Raw genomic sequence first — 17,989 nt, 5'->3', positions numbered from 1 at the left:
CCGTGGCATTCACCCCCGAACAGAGGCAGGTCATCGAGCACCCGGGTGGGCACGCCCGGGTGAGCGCTGCGGCCGGGTCCGGCAAGACGGCGACCCTGGTGGCCCGGGTGATCGAGTTGCTGCGCCGCGGCGCGGACCCGGCACGAATCCGGGTCCTGATGTTCAACCGCTCGGCCCGGGAGGACTTCGAGCGCCGCCTGGCGCTGGCCATCCGCGAGGCCGGTCGGCGGGACCGGGTCTCGGTGCAGACCTTCCACAGCGCCGGCTACCGACTGCTGCAGCGCCTGGAGGCCGAAGGGGTGGTGCCGCGGCGGCGGCTGGAGAGCGCCGAGTGGGTCGCCCGCAAGCTGGCGCGCAATGCGCTGGAGGCCGCGCTGGAGGATCGGGACGAGGCGGAGGCGGTGGAAGACGATGCCGTCGATGCCTTCCTGGCCTTTGTCGATGTGGTCAAGGCCGATACCCGCGAGGCGTCCGTCATCCATGCCGAGGCCCCCGCCCTGCTGGGCACGTCGCTGCCGGGCCATTATCTCGAGGCCTACCGGCGCTTCGAGGCCCTGCGCGACGACCAGCAGCTGCGCCTTCTCAATGACTTGATCCACGAGCCAGTCCAGGCTCTGTTGGCCGACGACGCCCTGGCGCGGCGTTTTCGCAACCACTTCGATCACCTGATCATCGACGAGTACCAGGACGTCAACGAGGCGCAGCAGCAGCTGATCCGCTGCATCGCCGGCGAGCGGGCCGCGGTGATGGTCGTCGGCGACCCGGATCAGTGCGTCTACCAGTGGCGCGGGGCGCGGCCGGAGTACATCGTGCGCCGTTTCGATGAGGACTTCCCCGGCGCTGCCGGCTACACCCTGCCGCACACCTTCCGTTTCGGCCACACGGTGGCGTTGCTGGGCAATCACTCCGTGGTGCGCAACCGCCAGCGCGACGGCAAGCTCTGCCTGGCGGCGCCCGATAACCCGGCCACCGAGGTGCGCCGCTGTACCGACAGCGATCCGGAACTCTACCGGCGCATCCTCGCCGAGCACCGCGCCGCCGGTGGACGTCTTTCCGATGTGGCGGTCCTGGTCCGGCTCTACAGCCTGGCCGCGCCGCTGGAGCTGGAGCTGCTGGAGGCCGGCGTGCCGCTGCGTCTGGAGGGGCGCGCCGGGCTCTTTCAGCGTCGCGAGGTCCGTGCGCTGCTCGGCTACCTACGCTACGCCGCCGGCCTGTTGCGCGAGCCGCTGCCCGATGGCGCCGGTCCGGCGGAGTTGCTGACCGAGATGCTGATGCTACCGGTGGCCGGCCTGCGTCGGCCCGAGGCGCAGGCGGTGGCCCAGGGGTATGCCGACGGGCGGCTGCCGTTGCCCCGCAGCCTCGCCCGCGCCGCTGGGGATCTGCCCCGCTGGAAGGGGCGGCGGCTGCGCCAGCGGATGGCCTCTCTGGAAGCCCTGGGGGCATTCCGACGCGACGATCCCGTGGCCGATGTGCTCGATGAGATCGTCACCGAGCTTTCGCTCTATGAGGCCATCGCCAGTGGTTCGCCCAGCGCCGAGACGGCCACTGACCGCACCATGATGGTCGACGCCCTGCGCCGTTTCGCGGCCAGTGGCGGTTGGGGGCTGACCGAGTTCCTGGAGCGCTGCGACGAGCTCATCGCCCGCTCGGCGCAGTGGCAGGACGCGCCCCCCGAGCAGGCCGTGCGGGTGACCTCCATCCACCGGGCCAAGGGGCTGGAGTGGCCAGTGGTGATCGTCCCCGGGTTGGCGGAGGGGACCTTTCCCTACGGCGCCGGTGAGGCCACGGCGGCGGATCTGGAGGCCGAGCGGCGGCTGTTCTATGTGGCGGTGACCCGGGCTCAGCAGCGCCTTTACCTGGTGCATCCCCAGGATCCACGCCTGGAGCGGGCGCTGCAGCGTGGGCGGGCGGAGCAGTTTGATCCGAGCCGGGCGGTGGCTTCGCGCTTTCTTGCCGAGGCGCAGCCGGAACGCTCCGTCGCCGCCGGGGCGGCGCTGCACCGCGGCGAGGCGCCCGATGAGCGGCTGCGCACCCGGGTCATCGGTGACTACCTGGCGGCCCTGCAGGCGCATGAGGCGGTCGCCGGCTGAATGCGTTTACGCCGTCGGGCGCAGTGCTTAGGCTCGGAGCGCGCCGGGGGTTGAGCCGTTGCGGGGGAGAGACGTTGGCTAAGCGCACAGAGGGTGAGCAGGATCCGGTCCGCGGGCTGGCCGGGCGGCTGCAGCGGCGTTACCGCGAGCGGATCGCCGGCGAGCTGGTGTTGCCCGCCCGTCCGGCGCGCACTGCGGGATTGCCCGAGGAGCTGGCCCCGGCCCTGGTCACAGCGCTGCGCCAGCGCGGTATCGAGCAGCTCTACAGCCATCAGCGCCAGGCGTGGGAGCGGGTCCGCGCCGGGCGGCATATGGTGGTGGTCACCCCGACCGCCTCGGGCAAGACGCTCTGCTACAATCTGCCCGTCCTCCACGAGGCGCTGACCGGCGGTGGCAAGGCCCTCTACCTCTTCCCCACCAAGGCGCTGGCCCAGGATCAGGTGGCCGAGCTGCACGAGCTCAATCAGGCCGGTGGGCTGGGCGTGCGCGCCTTCACCTTCGATGGCGACACCCCCGGGGATGCCCGTAAGGCGGTGCGGACCAAGGGCGATATCGTCGTCTCCAATCCGGATATGCTCCACCAGGGGGTGTTGCCCCACCACACCAAGTGGGCGCAACTGTTCGAGCAGTTGCGCTACGTGGTGGTGGACGAGATGCATACCTACCGTGGGGTGTTCGGCTCCCACGTGGCCAACCTGTTCCGGCGGCTGCGGCGCATCTGCCGCTTCTACGGTGCGGACCCGGTCTTTATCTTCACCTCGGCGACCATCGCCAACCCGCGCGAATTGGCCGGGCGGCTGATCGGGGAGCCGGACGTCGAGGCGATCACCGAAAGCGGCGCCCCGGCCGGGGAGAAGCGGCTGCTGCTGTGGAACCCGCCGGTGATCGATCCCGACCTGGGGATTCGCGCCTCGGCGCGCTCGCAGACCACCCGCATCGCCCGTCTCGCCGTGCGCAGTGGCCTGAAGAGCATCCTCTTCGCACGCAGCCGGCTGATGGTCGAGGTGCTGACCAAGTACCTGAAGGACGTCTTCGACAGGGACCCGCGCCGGCCGCCGCGGGTGGCCGCCTACCGGGGCGGTTACCTGCCCACCGAGCGCCGACAGACCGAGCAGGCCCTGCGCGCCGGTGACATTGAGTGCGTGGTGGCCACCTCAGCGCTGGAACTCGGGGTGGATATCGGCAGCCTCGACGTGGCGTTGCTCAACGGCTATCCCGGAACCATTGCCGGCACCTGGCAGCGCCTCGGCCGGGCCGGGCGGCGCAACCGCACAGCGCTGGGCATCGTCGTGGCCACCAGCGAGCCGCTGGATCAGTACATGGTCCGCAACCCGGACTTCTTCCTGGGTGCCTCGCCGGAGCACGCCCGCATCGACGCGGATCAGCTGTTGATCCTGCTCGATCACGTGCGCTGCGCCGCCTTCGAGCTCCCCTTCCGGCGCGGCGAGACCTTCGGCGGCGAGGATCTGGAGGAACTGCTCGATTACCTGGTCGAGCAGGGGGTGCTCCACCGCGAGGGTGAGCGTTGGCACTGGGTGGCGGACAGCTACCCGGCCAGCGAGGTCAGCCTGCGCTCGGTGGCCGACGGCAATTTCGTGGTCATCGACACCACCGACGGCGCCCGGCGAGTGATCGCCGAGGTGGACTACACCGCCGCACCGATGACCCTCTACGAGGGCGCCATCTACATGATCCAGGCGCGCCCCTACCAGGTGGAGCGCCTCGACTGGGACGGCCGCAAGGCCTACGTCCGCGAGACGCGGGCCGATTACTACACCGACGCCATCGACTACACCCGGCTCAAGATCCTCGAGCGCTTCGAGGGCCAGCGCAGTGGCGATGCCGAGGCCGCCCACGGCGAGGTGCATCTGGTCCGGCGCATCGCCGGTTACAAGAAGATTCGCTATTACACCCACGAGAACATCGGCTTCGGGGAGATCGAACTTCCCGATCAGGAGATGCACACCACGGCGACCTGGTGGACCATCGAGCCGGGTGCACTGGAGCGGGTCTTCGAGACGCGCCACCGGGCGCTGGATGGGTTCCTCGGCGCGGCCTATGCCCTGCACCACGTGGCGGCGCTGCGCCTGATGTCCGAGCCCGGTGATCTGGGCCGGGCCGTGGGCGATGGGGACGCCGAGTGGTTTGCCGTCACCGGTCCGCGCGGGCGCGGCCAGCTCCGGGATGCCAGCGGTGAGGTGCGCGGGGTTGAGGAGGCCGAGCGGTTCCAGCCGGCGGTCTTCCTCTACGACAACTACCCGGGTGGTGTGGGGCTCTCGGCGCCGCTGTTCGACCAGCGGGCCGCCGTGGTGGCCGATGCCCACGACCTGGTCCAGGGGTGCGCATGCACCCACGGCTGTCCGGCCTGTGTGGGGCCGGTGCTGGCCTCGGAGGAGACCCGCGGGCAGTCGCCGCGGGCTGCGGCGCTGACGGTGCTTGAGCTGCTGATGGGCAGCGGCCCGGCCACGGATCCGGATGCAAGCGGGGCCCTGCAATGAGCGTGCTGAGCGCGGTTAGTCATGAACGATCTGCCGAATACGCTGCTGCGCGGGTTCTAGTGAGTTCGTGACGTTGATGGGGGCTGCAAGACTCGAGGCGGCGTTGCATCACGCCTACATGGCCGGATTCAAGGCCTTTGTGACGCTCTTACCGTTTCGTTGGCCGCTGGTTTTTGAGGGGCCGGGTTCGGTCGCGGCGCTGTGTCGGCACATCGCTGAGGTTGGTCACCGACGCGTGTTGGTGGTGACCGATTCTGAGCTGTTGCGAAAGGGCGTGGTGGCACCGGTGGTCACCGATTTGGAGCAACAGGGGGTCGAGGTCGTCCAATATGATGGCATTGTCACCGAGCCTTCCGTGACGCAGGTCGAGGCCGGGCTGGCGGTCCAGCAGGAGATGGATGGCCAGGCCATCCTGGCCCTGGGCGGCGGCTCGGTGCTGGATGCTGCCAAATTGATCGCCGCGCGTGCCCGAAACCACCGCAGCGTGGCCGAGCTGACCGGTTTGTTGCGGGTCCGCCGGGGGATGCTGCCTCTTTACGCCGCGCCGACCACCGCCGGCTCAGGTTCCGAGGTCACGGTGGGGGCCGTCGTGCGCGACGATACCCGGCAGGTCGGCAAACGTGCCGCCATGGACCTGCGCCTGTTGCCTCGGGCCGCTGCCCTCGACGCCCATCTGATGACCGGTTTGCCGCCTTACTGGACCGCAATCACGGGCCTGGATGCCCTGAGCCACGCCGTGGAGGCATATCTGTCACGCAACGCGACGCGGCAGACCGACCATGATGCGCGAGAAGCGGTGCGACTGGTAAGCGGCAATCTGGAGGCTGCATGGCGCCAGGGTAAGGACCTGGAGGCCCGGCAGGCTCTGGCCCGGGGGGCGCACCTGGCTGGCCGCGCCTGCACTGTGGCGGGGATCGGCTATGCCCACGCCATCGCGCACCAGGTGGGGCCGTGGTGTGGCCGTCCGCACGGGGAAGTGGTCGCCGCGACGTTGCCTCTGGTTCTGGAGGCCTACCGGTCCGCGGGAGAGGGTCGCCTTGCCCAGCTTGCCGATCCAGTTGGGGTAGGTGACAGCGGTGCTCCCGCGGCGGCCTTGATCCGCCGCCTGCATGAGTTCAACCGGTTGTTCGGTATTCCCGACGCCTTTGAAGGGCTCAGGCAGGCCGACCTCCCTGCGCTGGCCCGCGCCGCCTGCGCCGAGGTGCGCTGGACCTATGCCGTGCCGCGCTACCTGGATCCGACGCAGGTGCGGGAGATAATGAGTCGGCTTCAGCCGGTTGAAAGGCCCGCTGGGCTGGCCAACCGGGAAGGCACCGCGAACGGCCCACGGTGCCCCTGAACGGAGAAGAGGCGGAGACAGGATGGGTGAACATACCCCCATGCCGGAGCATCAAGCCGCGGAGTTGCAGACGTTGCTGGATCGCCAGCGCCAGGCCTTCGCCGCGGATCCGGCCCCTAGTCTGGCGGTGCGCCGGGGGCGACTGGATCGGCTGCGGCGGGTGGTGCTCGACCATCGGGAGGCGTTGACGGCGGCGCTGGACGAGGACTTCGGGGGGCGCTCCGTGGAGGAGTCGGCCACCGTGGATCTGCTGCCGGCGCTCACCGGGATCCGCCACGCCCGGCGCCACCTGCGCCGCTGGATGCGTCCCTGCCGGCGCTGGCCCCATCCGCTGATGCAGCCGGCCTCCGCGCAGGTCGTCCATCAGCCTTTGGGTGTGGTGGGCATCATGGTGCCGTGGAACTACCCGGTTTACCTGGCCCTGAGCCCGCTGACCGGGGCGCTGGCGGCGGGTAACCGGGTGCTGCTCAAGCTCTCCGAGCTGACGCCGGCGGCCAACGCGGTGCTCGGCAGCGTGATTCGTCAGGCCTTCTCCGCCGAGGAGGTGGCCGTGGTTGAGGGGGGCGAGTCGGTGAGCCGGGCGTTCGCGGCGCTGCCTTTCGATCATCTGCTATTTACCGGCTCCACTGCCGTGGGACGCCAGGTGATGGCCGCCGCGGCCGCCCACCTGACCCCGGTGACCCTGGAGCTGGGGGGCAAGTCGCCGGCGGTCGTCGATCAGGATGCAGATCTGGAGGCGGCGGCCGGGCGGATCGCCTACGGCAAGCTGCTCAATGCGGGGCAGACCTGCATTGCGCCGGACTATGTGCTGTGCGCGCCGGATCGGCGTGACGCCCTGGTGGACGCGCTGCGCCGGGCGGCCCTGCGCCTCTATCCCGATCCGCTGCGCAACCCGGATTACGCCGCCGTGATCACGCCTCGGCACCGGGCGCGTCTGGAGGCGCTGCTTAACGATGCGCGGGAACAGGGTGCGGAGCTGGTGCCCATGGCCGAGGCGGTCGAAAACGCCCCAGAGTCGGGTCGTATGCCTCCCTGGCTGGTGCTGGATGCCCCGGCTTCCGCGCGGGTGCTGGAGGAGGAGATCTTCGGCCCGGTGCTGCCCGTGGTCACCGTGGCGGACCTGGAGCAGGCGCTGGCCTACATAACCGCGCGGCCGCGCCCGCTGGCGCTCTACTACTTCGGGCACGACCGCCGCCGCCAGCAACAGGTGCTCGATGGCAGTCACTCCGGTGGGGTCTGCATCAACGACACCGTGCTCCATGTGGCCCAGGACAATCTGCCCTTCGGCGGGGTGGGGGCGTCGGGGATGGGGCGTTACCACGGTTTCGAGGGGTTCCGGACGTTCTCGAACGAGAAGGCGGTCCTGCGCAAGGGGCGGTGGAACAGCGCGCGCCTGGTCGAGCCGCCCTACGGGCGCAGGATTCACCGCTGGGTGCAGCGACTGATGGTGCGCTGACCGGCCGGCGGCGTCCGCGCGCGGTTCGGGGTGGTAGACTTCGCCTCCTCACGAAGCCGCCGGAGTCCGTTCTTGCCCCTGCCTCCCCTTGAACTCGCGCTCGCTTCCCTACTCGTGGCCATCGGCAGTCTGCTCCAGGGGGCGCTGGGCTTCGGGCTGGCGATCTTCGCCGCCCCGCTGCTCTTTCTCATCGATCCGGCCTTTGTCCCGGGACCGGTGCTCTTCGTGGCCATGGTCATCTCGGCGATCATCCTTTGGCGCAATCGGGCGGGGCTGGCCATCGGCGAACTCGGGGCCGCGGTGATCGGGCGCATGCCGGGGATGGTGGCGGCCTTTGGGCTGCTTGCGGTGGCATCGCAGTGGATGCTGTCGCTGGTTCTCGGGGTGGCGGTGTTGTTGGGTGTGGTGGTCAGCCTGCTGCCCGGGGATATCCGCCCGACCCGCAACCGGCTTCTGGGGGCCGGGTTCCTCTCCGGTTTCATGGGTACGGCGACCTCGGTGGGCGGTCCGCCGATGGCACTGCTCTATCAGCACGCCCGGGGACCGCATATCCGGGCCAATTTGGGGGGGTATTTCCTGGTCGGCTCGGTGGTCTCGTTGCTGGGGATGGTCCTGTTGGGGTATTTCGGCCACGACGAACTCATGCTCTCCCTGGCTGTTACGCCGGCGGCGTTGCTGGGGCTGTGGATCTCTGGGTCGATCCTCCACTGGGTGGATGCCGGCCGGATTCGACCGATTCTCCTGATTCTGTGTACGCTGTCGGCTGTCGCGGTGATTGTCGAAGGTGTACGCGCGCTGGGTTGAGTCGAGGGCGGAATGGACGCGATGGCGTGGGCTGTGGTGCTTGCGGCTGCGGGGGTGTTCGCCCTGAAGGGCGTGCTGCTGCACACCGCGCGGCTATCCTTGAACCGGTTCGATGGCGGCGGGCCGGCATCCCGGTGCCGGCCGGTCGGGCGACGGCGACCCTCTGGTGGAGGTGATGGGGCGCGATAAGCGACAGCAGGGAGTGGCGGGCTGGCCGGTCCCGATTGAGGCGATTGCCCATGCGGCCTTTGTCCACGACCACGAGTACCGCATCCTCGGCGCCAATGCCGCCTATCTGGAGCGGGCCGGCTGCCGGGCCGATGAGGCGCTGGGACGCTGCTACTGGGAGGTGTTCCCCGTGCGCGAGGGGCCGCTACCCCGCTGTGCCGCGGGGATGCGGGCCTTCGCAGCTGGGCGTTCCGCTGATGTCGCCCCGCAGGAGCCGTGCTGTGACCTTGTCCTGGACGCGGGCGAGATCCTGCAGTCGCGGGCCTACCCGGTGGTGGACGAGGCGGGTCGCTACGCCTACTCGCTGCACATCCTGGAGGATGTGACGGAGCGCGAGGCGGTCCGCGAGGCCCTGCACGAGCGCGACTGGCAGTACCACCAGTTGTTGGCCAGCACCGCAGAGGGGATCGTGATCGTCGATACGGAGGGTCGCATCCTCTATGCCAACGCGGCTGCGGGGCGGTTTCTCGGGCAGGATCCGCAGGCGCTGGTCGGGGCTTGGTTCGGCCAGGCGATTCCCCAGGGGGCGCCGCAGCAGGTCGAGCTGTTTGCCCCCGGGGGTGGCTTACGGACGGTGGAGATGGGCGCCCAGCCCATCGGTTGGGAAGGCAGGAGCGCGTGGGTGATCAACCTCCACGACGTCACCAACCGCGAATCGCTCCGTATGCTCTTCCAGGATCGCCTGGCCCGCACTCTCGAGGCGCTTCCGCCCTGGGCGCCCCTGGGGCTGGTGGTCATCGATGTCAACGACTTCCGGACGATCAACGACAGCTATGGCCACCAGGCCGGTGATGACGTGCTCAAACGGTTGGGTCAGCGGCTTAGCGAGGTTCATGTGCCCTCGCAACTGTGCGGCCCGGTGCAGGTCGCGCGGCTCGGCGGGGACGAGTTTGCCGTCGTTCTCCCCCGGTTGCGGACCGCCGGTGACGCCACCGAGCTGGCCCGTCGCTTCCTCGAGGTGACCGGGGCGCCGTTCGAGGTGCAGGGCCAGGAGGTGCCCATCCACCTGCGCGTGGGGGTCAGCAGCTATCCGGAGCCGGCCGCTTCCGCGGCGCAGCTCGTGCAGCAGGCCGATGCCGCCATGTACCAGGCCCGTCAGGAGGGCGTCAGTCTGCGCTTCTTCAGCGAGGAGCTGACGACCGAGGCCCGCGAGCGCCTGGAGCTCGGCTCGCAGTTGCGGCAGGCCATGGAGTCGAATGCGCTGGCGCTGCACTTCCAGCTGCAGACGGAGCTGAGCAGTGGCCGCTGGGTCGGGGCCGAGGCGCTGCTGCGCTGGGAGCATCCGGAGCGTGGTTGGGTCTCTCCGGCGCAGTTTGTGCCGGTTGCCGAGCGGGTGGGGCTTATTGGCGAGCTGGGCCGCTGGGTGCTGCGCCAGGCTTGCGAGCAGGCGCGGGCCTGGCGGGATGCCGGGTTGGCGTTCGGCCGCGTCGGCGTGAACGTCTCGGCACCGCAGCTCGTCGGCGGCGGCCTGGTCGACGATGTGGAGCATGCCCTGGCGCACGCCGGTGTCCCGCCCGAGGTGCTGGCGCTGGAGATCACCGAGAGCGTCCTGATGGAGCAGGATCGCACGGTGGTGGCCCAGCTCGAGGCCCTGCGCGCCCGGGGCGTGCTGATCGCCCTGGATGATTTTGGTACGGGGTACTCGTCGTTGAGCTACCTGCGCGGTCTGCCCATCGACCAGCTCAAGATCGATCGCTCCTTCGTGCGGGGCCTGCCGTCGGATGCGACCCAGATCAAGATCAACCGGGCAATCATCGATCTCGGCGTTAGCCTGGGGTTCTCGGTGCTCGCCGAGGGCATCGAGACCCGTGAGCAGCGCGATATCCTGCTGCATGAAGGTTGCCCGCTGGGCCAGGGGTTCTTCTTCGCGCGCCCGGAGCCGGCCGCACAGGTCACTCCCCGGCTCTTCGGCGCGGGGTAGATCGCCCGAGGCGGGCAGAGTGCGGCGGCGAAGGTCTGGTATCCTCGACGGCATGGTTGCGGATACTAGGGCGATCAACCGGCAGCACCAGCCACTCCCCGATCAGGGCCATCATTGGCTGTTCGGATACGGTTCCCTGATCTACAAGGCCGATTTCCCGTACTTCGAGTGCCGTCCGGCTGCTATCCACGGCTGGAAGCGCCGTTTCTGGCAGGGCTCCCACGATCACCGGGGTACGCCGGAGGCGCCCGGGCGGGTGGCCACCCTGATCGAAGCCCCGGGGGTGCGCTGTGTCGGCATGGCCTACCGGATCCCGCCCGAGGCCCTGGGACCGCTGGATCTGCGTGAGAAGAACGGCTACCTCCGCTTGACCACGCCGCTGCGGTTTCTGGATGGCGGCGAGGGTCGGGGGCTGGTCTACATCGCTACCGCGGATAACCCGGCGTTCCTCGGGCCTGCGCCGATTCCGGAGATGGCCCGGCAGATTGCCAGCTGCAGCGGTCCGAGCGGTCCCAACCGCGACTACCTGATCGAGCTGGCGCGGGCCCTGCGCGCCCTGGGCGAGGAGGATCGGCACGTGTTCGCCCTGGAGGAGGCCATCGAGGAGTTTTTTCCCCATTCAACCGGAGTCGTCCGCCCATGAGTGTCCTGAATCAGACGGTGGCGCTGGGCCCCCTTGTGCTCTCCATCGGACAGATCCTGCTTGTTCTGGCCTTGGCCGTCGCCCTGGTCGCCGGTGGCCTAGCCGCTCGGCGCAGCGGTGTGCGGGTCAGCGACAGCCTGTTCAGCCTGGTCCTGGTTGGGCTGGTGGGGGCGCGGCTGCTGTTCGTCGTCCACTACTGGGAGAGCTTCGACAGCCTCTGGGGGGTGGTGGATATCCGCGACGGCGGCTTCGATCCCCTCGGTGGTGTTGTCGCCGGTCTGGCCTACCTGGTCTGGCGTTTCTGGCGGGTTCCCCAGCAGCGCCGGGCCCTGACGACGGCGGTGGTCGCCGGCGGCATCGTCTGGGGAGTGACCGCGGGCCCGCTGCTGGTGATCGATCAGCAATCCCGATCGGCGCCGGAGGTAGCGGTGAGCACCCTGGAGGGCGAGCGCACGGATCTGCCCAGCCTGATCGATGAGACCGGCCAGCCCGTGGTGGTCAATCTATGGGCGACGTGGTGCCCGGCCTGCCAGCAGGAGAAGCCAGTCTTCGAGCAGGCGCAGGAACGCGAGGATGGCGTCAAGTTCGTCTTCGTCAACCAGGGCGAGGATGCCGGTCAGGTGCAGGGCTACCTGGAAGAGCATGCGCCATCGCTGGAGAACATCCTGATGGATCCGCACCAGCGCTGGAGTGATGCCACCGGCACCCGCGGTCTGCCCGCCACCTTCTTCTACGATGAACACGGCCAGTTGGTCGACTCCCACACCGGCCAGGTATCGAGCGCCTCGCTGGAACGGGGGCTGGAGCGCCTGCGTTGACTCGAGGGAGGGAAGCGAAGCAGTGAGCCTGTCCAAGCGGATCGACCGGCTGCGGGCCCAGGCCGGTGGGCGTCCGGCGGCGGTGTCGCCGGAGCAGCCGGCGACACCGGGGGTGCGCGAGCGCCTGGCGCGTGTCCAAACGCGACAGCGGCGCTCGGCGTCGCGAGCCGGTGGTCAGCGCCCCGGTGATCAGGCGGTGGCCGAGCAGCTTGGTGGTGCAGTGTGCGCGCCCGGGCTGGTCGAAGTCGAGCGCGTGGTTGGGCTGGAGACGGCCTACGGGCAGCAGCCCTTGGCACCGCTCGCGGGGCGCCTGGATGGGGTGCCGGAGGGGGGCGGGCTGGACCCGCAGCGGGCGCTGCTGCTGGATACGGAAACCACCGGGTTGGCGGGCGGGGCCGGCACCGTGGTGTTCCTGATCGGCGTCGGCAGTCTGGGGGGCGGCGGCCTGACAGTGCGCCACTGGCTGCTGACCGGGTTCAGCGGCGAGCCGGCGCTGCTGGCGAGGCTGGGCCAGGTGCTGGATGAGACGCAGGCACTGGTGACCTATAACGGGAAGTCCTTCGATGCCCCGTTGCTCAAGAGCCGTGCGCGGCTCCACGGGGTCGACTTGGGCCTGGACAACCGGGAGCACCTGGATCTGCTGCATCCGACACGGCGGATCTTCCGCAGCCGCTGGCCCAATTGCCGCCTGGCGACCGCTGAGCGCCGGCTCCTCGGTCACGAGCGGCTCGACGATCTGCCCGGTGCCGAGGCGCCGGCGGCCTGGCTCGATTTCCTACAACGGGGCGATCCGCGACAGCTGCCGGCCGTGGTGCGTCATAACAGCGACGATATCCTGGCCCTTGCGGCCCTCTGGGCGGCACTGGATCGGGTCTACTGCGAGGAGGGTAGAGCCCCGTGACGACGAACGCGCGGGTCTTCGCCGGTGGGCCGGGGGCGCTGCCGCCGGATCGCCATCCCACGGGCTTCTACAAGCAGGAGATTGCCGCCGCCTGCTGGTTGGGGCCGGAGGGCCTGGAAGGGGATCACCACGCCGACCGGCGCGTCCACGGTGGCCCCGAGCGGGCCGTCAATCACTATCCTGCCGAGCATCTGCCGTGGTGGTCGCAACGGTTCCCGACGGCGGCGCACCGCTTTGTTCCCGGGGCGTTCGGCGAGAACCTGTCCACCAAAGGGTGGCTGGAGGGCGATGTCGCCGTGGGGGATCGTTTCCGTCTCGGTGCGGCATTGATCGAGGTATCGCAGCCGCGGCTGCCCTGCTGGAAGGTGGATCGCCGGTTCGACGTCGAGCGCATGGCGCGGACCATGGTCGAGACCGGGCGGACCGGTTGGCTCTACCGGGTCATCGAGCCGGGTACGGTCGAGCCGGGGGCGGCCCTGGAGCGGTGCACGAGCCACCCGCAGCGGCTGACGATGGATGAACTCTGGGCGCTGCATCGCGAGCCGCAGGCGGATCCGGAGCGTATGGCCCTGGCCGCCGAGATGCCGGAGCTGGCGGCGGCGTGGCGCGATCGCTTCCAGCAGCGTGTGGTGTGGCTGCAGCGCCAGGGTCGCCTCTGATGCGCCCGAAGCCTTCGCCGTGCCGTAGTATCGGGTGCCGCGCGATGCGGTACACGGGCAAACGTTAGAACATAAGGAGCTTCCCGATGGCGGATCCCGCTCAGGCCCTGGGATGGCTGATCGAAGGCAATCAGCGGTTCATGGCCGATGCCCCCGGTGACCCCGACCGGTTCAATGCCGAGCGCCGCGGGCAACTCGTCCGCGGCCAGACCCCGTTTGCGGCGATCCTCTCCTGCGCCGACTCGCGGGTGCCCGCCGAGGTGGTCTTCGATCAAGGGCTCGGGGATCTGTTCGTGGTCCGGGTGGCCGGCAACATCGCTGCGCCCTCGCAGATGGGTAGCCTGGAGTTCGCTGCCGAGAAACTGGGCGTGCGCCTGGTGGTGGTCCTCGGCCACTCCTGCTGCGGGGCCATCGACGCCACCGTAGAGGCGCTGCGCGAACAGGTCGAGGCCCCCACCGAGGGGCTGCGCAAGATCCTCGACCGGGTGCGCCCGGCGGTGGAGCCGCTGTTTGCCGAGTCCCTCGATCCGCAGGAATTGGCCCGCGAGGCGGTGCGGGCCAACGTGCGCATGGCGGCACAGATGCTGCGCGAGGAGTCGCCGATCCTCGCCCGGCTGCGCGCCGAGCAGGGGTTGGCTGTGGTCGGTGCCGAATACGACCTGGCCTCCGGGGCGGTGCACTTCTTTGACGGGGTGGCCGAGACGGGGGCGCTGCCGCCACCTGAGCAGCGCTAACGCGGGCGCTGGCGGGTGCACTGCGGCCGCTGCATCGCTATCCTGAGCCGTTTTCGTTTTGGGCGACCTTGGAGGGGCTGGTGCAGGCGGATGCGGCATTGACGGATACCGGGGCGCTGCGCTTTGAGCGTATGGCGACGGATGGGGCGGCGCGCCGCGGACGACTGCATCTGCCGCGCGGGACCATCGAGACCCCGGCCTTCATGCCGGTGGGCACCTACGGCACGGTCAAGGGCATGACGCCGGAGGAGCTACGCGAGCTGGGCGCGGAGATCATCCTCGGCAACACCTTCCATCTGTGGCTGCGCCCCGGTACCGAAGTGGTCCACCTCCACGGCGATCTGCACGACTTCATGAACTGGCACCGGCCGATCCTCACCGACTCCGGCGGGTTTCAGGTCTACAGCCTCGGCGAACTGCGCAAGGTCACCGAGGAGGGGGTGCACTTTCGCTCACCGGTGGACGGCGCCCGGGTGTTCATGGGGCCGGAGGAGTCGATGGCCGTCCAGCGCGAGTTGGGCTCGGACATCGTCATGATCTTTGATGAGTGCCCCCCGTACCCGGCCGAGCGTCAGGCGGTGCAGCGTTCCATGGAGCTGTCGCTGCGCTGGGCGGCGCGCAGCCGCCGCGCCCATGGCGACAATCCGGCGGCGCTGTTCGGGATCGTCCAGGGCGGCATCTACCCCGAGCTGCGCCGGGCCTCGCTGGCGGGGCTGATGGACATCGGATTCGACGGCTACGCCATCGGCGGCCTGTCGGTGGGTGAGCCCCGCGAGGAGCGCGACGCCGTGCTCGAGGACCTGGAGCCGTGCCTGCCGGCCGACCGGCCGCGCTACCTGATGGGCGTGGGCAAGCCGGAGGATCTGGTCGAGTGCGTCCGACGCGGTGTCGACATGTTCGACTGCGTGATCCCTACACGCAACGCACGCAACGGTTTCTTGTTCACCTCCGAGGGACTGGTGCGGCTGCGCAACAGCCGCTACCGCACGGATACCACGCCGGTGGACCCGGCCTGCGACTGTTATACCTGCCGCAACTACTCGCGGGCCTATCTCAAGCACCTGGAGCGGTGCAACGAGATGCTCGGGGCTCGCCTGGCGACACTGCACAACCTCCACTACTACCAGCAGCTGATGGCCGGCCTGCGTGCGGCGATCCGCGACGGCGCACTGGCGGGCTTCGTGGACGATTTCTACGCGCGGCGTGGGCAAACGCCGCCGACCCTATGACATAATACGCCGCATCCGGGCCGCCGGAGGGCGGTGTCAATGCGCTAACCGACAGATTCTGAAGGGGGAATGCGCGCATGTTGATGGACTTCTTCATCTCGCCGGCCCACGCCCAGCAGGCAGGCGGCGGGGGCGATATGCTGTTTTTCCTGATCTTCACCGTCCTGCTGGTGGCGGTCTTCTACTTCCTACTGATCCGCCCGCAGCGCCAGCGCATGAAACAGCATCAGCAGATGGTCGAGGGGCTGGCCGAGGGCGATGAGGTCGTGACCAGCGGGGGCGAGCTGGGTCGCATCACGCGCCTGGGCGAGGATTTCGTGCGTGTTGAGGTGGCCAAGGGCGTCGAGTGGAACGTCAAGCGCGACATGATCGGCCACGTCCTGCCCAAGGGGACGCTGGACGAGGCCCGCAGCGGCAAGAGCCACGCCCCGACCGAATCCACTGAGTGAACACCATGGAGAGCGTTATGGATTTTCTGATTTCTGCCGCGCACGCTCAACAGCAGCCGGAGGAGCCCAACGTCTGGTTCAGCATCATCCTGCTGGTGGGCATGATCGCCCTGTTCTACTTCCTGCTGATCCGCCCCCAGACCAAGCGGGCCAAGGAGCATCGGCAGATGGTCGAGGAGCTCTCCAAGGGCGATGAGGTGGTCACCAACGGTGGCACGCTGGGGCGCATCACCGAGGTGGGCGACACCTTTGCCACCATCGAGGTGGCCAATGGCGTGCAGCTGCAGATCCAGAAGAACGCCGTGGCCAATGTCATGCCCAAGGGCACCCTCAAGGAACAGGACAAGAAGGGCAAGTAGCTCTTGAACCGCTATCCGCTCTGGAAATACCTGCTGGTGGTCGCCGTCCTGGTGGTCGGCGGCCTCTTCGCGCTGCCCAACCTCTTCGGCGAGGACCCGTCGGTGGTGATCACCACCGGCGACGACGAGGTGCCAAGCGAGGAAGTCCAGTCCGATGTCCTCTCCTTCCTCGAGGAGGAAGGCTACAAGCCACTCTCGGCGGAGGTGCTGGAAGGGCAGTGGGTGCTGCGTTACGGCTCCACGGACGAGCAGATGCGGGCCTCGGATCTGATCTCCGCCAAGCTCGACCGGGACTACTCCGTTGCGATGACGCTCGTGCCGTCGACGCCGCAATGGCTCCGGGCCTTGGGAGCCGAGCCGATGTTCCTCGGGCTCGACCTGCGCGGTGGGGTGCACTTCCTGCTCCAAGTGGACATCGACGCCATGGTCGGCGAGACCATGGAGGGGCACCAGCAGGATATCCGGACCCTGTTCCGGGAGGAGCGGATCCGCTTCTCCGCGCTGGAGGTGACCGACGAGCAGCAGATCCGCATGGCCTTCGTGGACTCGGAGCTGCGCGAGCGGGCCCGCAGCGCGCTTGAGGAGCACATCGACGGGCTCGCCTACAGCGAGGAGACGAACGAAGACGCCTACCTCCTGATCGCCTCCATGGACGAGGAGGAGCTTCAGGAGATGAAGGACCTGGCGGTCCAGCAGAATATCACCACGCTGCGCAACCGGGTTGACGAGCTGGGCGTCGCCGAGCCGGTGGTCCAGCGCCAGGGGGCGGATCGGATCGTGGTCCAGCTGCCCGGCATCCAGGACCCGGGGCAGGCCAAGGAGATCCTCGGCGCCACGGCGACCCTGGAGTTCCGCTTTGTCGATCACGCCAACTTCCCTTTCACCGGCGACCCGGATGATCCGCCTGAGGGCGCAGAGGTCTTCCCGCAGCGGGATGGCGGCTACGTGGCCCTGGAGCGCCAGCGCATCCTCTCGGGGGATCGCATCATCGACGCCTCGTCGGGTTTTGATCAGGAGAGTGGTTCGCCGGAGGTGAACATCCGCCTCTCGGGCACCGGCGGGCGGATCATGAATCGCGCCACCCGGGATCGGGTCGGCGATCACATGGCCGTGCTCTTCCAGGAGCGGGTCTCCGAGACCGAGATGATCGATGGCGAGCCGGAGCGGGTGATCCGCGAGATCGAGGAGGTGATCTCGGTGGCGCGGATCCGTGAGGGGCTCGGCAGCCGCTTCCGGATCACTGGCCTGGACTCCAGCCAAGAGGCCAGCAACCTGGCGCTGCTGCTGCGTGCCGGTGCCTTGGCGGCTCCGATCGACATCGTCGAGGAGCGCACTATCGGGCCAAGCCTGGGTGCGGAAAACGTCGAGCGCGGCTTCATGGCGGTGGTGATCGGCTTCCTGCTGGTGATCGCCTTCATGGCTCTCTACTACCGGACCTTCGGCCTGGTGGCCAACCTGGCCCTTTTAAGCAACTTGGTGATCATCGTCGCCGTGCTCTCTATGCTCCAGGCGACCCTGACGTTGCCGGGCATTGCCGGGATCGTGCTGACCGTGGGTATGGCGGTGGACGCCAATGTGCTCATTTTCCAGCGCATCCGTGAGGAGCTGAAGGCCGGCGCGCCGATCCAGACCGCCATCGATGCGGGCTACGGCAAGGCGCTGTCGACCATCGCCGACGCCAATGTCACCACGCTGATCGCCGCCCTGGTGCTGTTCCTCTTCGGCACGGGGCCGGTCCAGGGCTTCGCCGTGACGCTGGCCATCGGTCTGGCCACGTCGATGTTCACCGCCATTGTCGGCACGCGGGCCGTGATCAATCTGATCTACGGCGGGCGTAAGGTCTCGGAGCTCAAGATCTAGC

The 17,989-nt window shown here is 68.9% G+C and carries 15 protein-coding genes; all 15 read left to right on the top strand.

Translation table 11 applies throughout. The features are described 5' to 3' along the window. The first annotated feature begins 2 nt into the window (after positions 1-2). The 15 genes from LRA98_RS13125 to secD all read left to right on the top strand — a co-directional run bounded on the left by LRA98_RS13125 (position 3) and on the right by secD (position 17,988). Complete coding sequence (locus tag LRA98_RS13125; RefSeq protein ID WP_238632523.1) at positions 3-2,090, top strand: ATP-dependent helicase; 2,088 nt, start codon at positions 3-5, stop codon at positions 2,088-2,090. A 74-nt stretch (positions 2,091-2,164) separates the two neighbouring features. Continuing rightward, a complete protein-coding gene (locus tag LRA98_RS04505) occupies positions 2,165-4,588 on the top strand; it encodes a DEAD/DEAH box helicase (RefSeq protein ID WP_238632522.1) in 2,424 nt (807 codons plus the stop codon). Between the two features lie 118 nt (positions 4,589-4,706). After that, complete coding sequence (locus LRA98_RS04500; protein WP_238632521.1) at positions 4,707-5,927, top strand: iron-containing alcohol dehydrogenase; 1,221 nt, start codon at positions 4,707-4,709, stop codon at positions 5,925-5,927. A 22-nt stretch (positions 5,928-5,949) separates the two neighbouring features. Continuing rightward, complete coding sequence (locus tag LRA98_RS04495) at positions 5,950-7,383, top strand: coniferyl aldehyde dehydrogenase (RefSeq protein WP_238632520.1); 1,434 nt, start codon at positions 5,950-5,952, stop codon at positions 7,381-7,383. A 72-nt stretch (positions 7,384-7,455) separates the two neighbouring features. Beyond that, positions 7,456-8,187, top strand: coding sequence for a sulfite exporter TauE/SafE family protein (locus tag LRA98_RS04490; protein WP_238632519.1), 732 nt, complete (start codon positions 7,456-7,458; stop codon positions 8,185-8,187). Positions 8,188-8,362: 175 nt separating this feature from the next. After that, positions 8,363-10,336, top strand: a complete 1,974-nt coding sequence (locus tag LRA98_RS04485) for a putative bifunctional diguanylate cyclase/phosphodiesterase (protein ID WP_238632518.1) — start codon at positions 8,363-8,365, stop codon at positions 10,334-10,336. Positions 10,337-10,355: 19 nt separating this feature from the next. Next, positions 10,356-10,979 carry a gamma-glutamylcyclotransferase gene (locus tag LRA98_RS04480; RefSeq protein ID WP_238632517.1) on the top strand — a complete coding sequence of 208 codons (624 nt, stop codon included), beginning with the start codon at positions 10,356-10,358 and terminating at the stop codon, positions 10,977-10,979. After that, on the top strand, positions 10,976-11,797 hold the full coding sequence (locus tag LRA98_RS04475) for a TlpA disulfide reductase family protein (RefSeq protein WP_201171272.1): 822 nt from the start codon (positions 10,976-10,978) through the stop codon (positions 11,795-11,797). The genes LRA98_RS04480 and LRA98_RS04475 overlap by 4 nt, the downstream gene beginning before the upstream one ends. A 22-nt stretch (positions 11,798-11,819) precedes the next feature. Next, entirely contained in the window at positions 11,820-12,698 is an 879-nt protein-coding gene (locus LRA98_RS04470; protein WP_201242959.1) for a ribonuclease H-like domain-containing protein, read from the top strand. Beyond that, positions 12,695-13,357 carry an MOSC domain-containing protein gene (locus LRA98_RS04465; RefSeq protein ID WP_238632516.1) on the top strand — a complete coding sequence of 221 codons (663 nt, stop codon included), beginning with the start codon at positions 12,695-12,697 and terminating at the stop codon, positions 13,355-13,357. The genes LRA98_RS04470 and LRA98_RS04465 overlap by 4 nt, the downstream gene beginning before the upstream one ends. A gap of 86 nt (positions 13,358-13,443) precedes the next feature. Beyond that, positions 13,444-14,091, top strand: coding sequence for a carbonic anhydrase (locus LRA98_RS04460; protein ID WP_201242958.1), 648 nt, complete (start codon positions 13,444-13,446; stop codon positions 14,089-14,091). Positions 14,092-14,207: 116 nt separating this feature from the next. Then, entirely contained in the window at positions 14,208-15,320 is a 1,113-nt protein-coding gene (gene tgt / locus LRA98_RS04455; protein WP_238632551.1) for a tRNA guanosine(34) transglycosylase Tgt, read from the top strand. An 83-nt stretch (positions 15,321-15,403) separates the two neighbouring features. Beyond that, a complete protein-coding gene (gene yajC / locus LRA98_RS04450) occupies positions 15,404-15,769 on the top strand; it encodes a preprotein translocase subunit YajC (protein WP_201242969.1) in 366 nt (121 codons plus the stop codon). Positions 15,770-15,786: 17 nt separating this feature from the next. Next, positions 15,787-16,128 carry a preprotein translocase subunit YajC gene (yajC, locus tag LRA98_RS04445; RefSeq protein ID WP_201171261.1) on the top strand — a complete coding sequence of 114 codons (342 nt, stop codon included), beginning with the start codon at positions 15,787-15,789 and terminating at the stop codon, positions 16,126-16,128. Positions 16,129-16,131: 3 nt separating this feature from the next. Then, a complete protein-coding gene (secD, locus tag LRA98_RS04440; protein ID WP_201242957.1) occupies positions 16,132-17,988 on the top strand; it encodes a protein translocase subunit SecD in 1,857 nt (618 codons plus the stop codon). Position 17,989 lies beyond the last annotated feature (1 nt).

Origin of the sequence: Halorhodospira sp. M38, assembly GCF_022227985.1 — a bacterium.
Taxonomy (GTDB): domain Bacteria; phylum Pseudomonadota; class Gammaproteobacteria; order Nitrococcales; family Halorhodospiraceae; genus Halorhodospira; species Halorhodospira halophila_A.
This window is presented reverse-complemented; position numbering and strand designations above follow the sequence as displayed.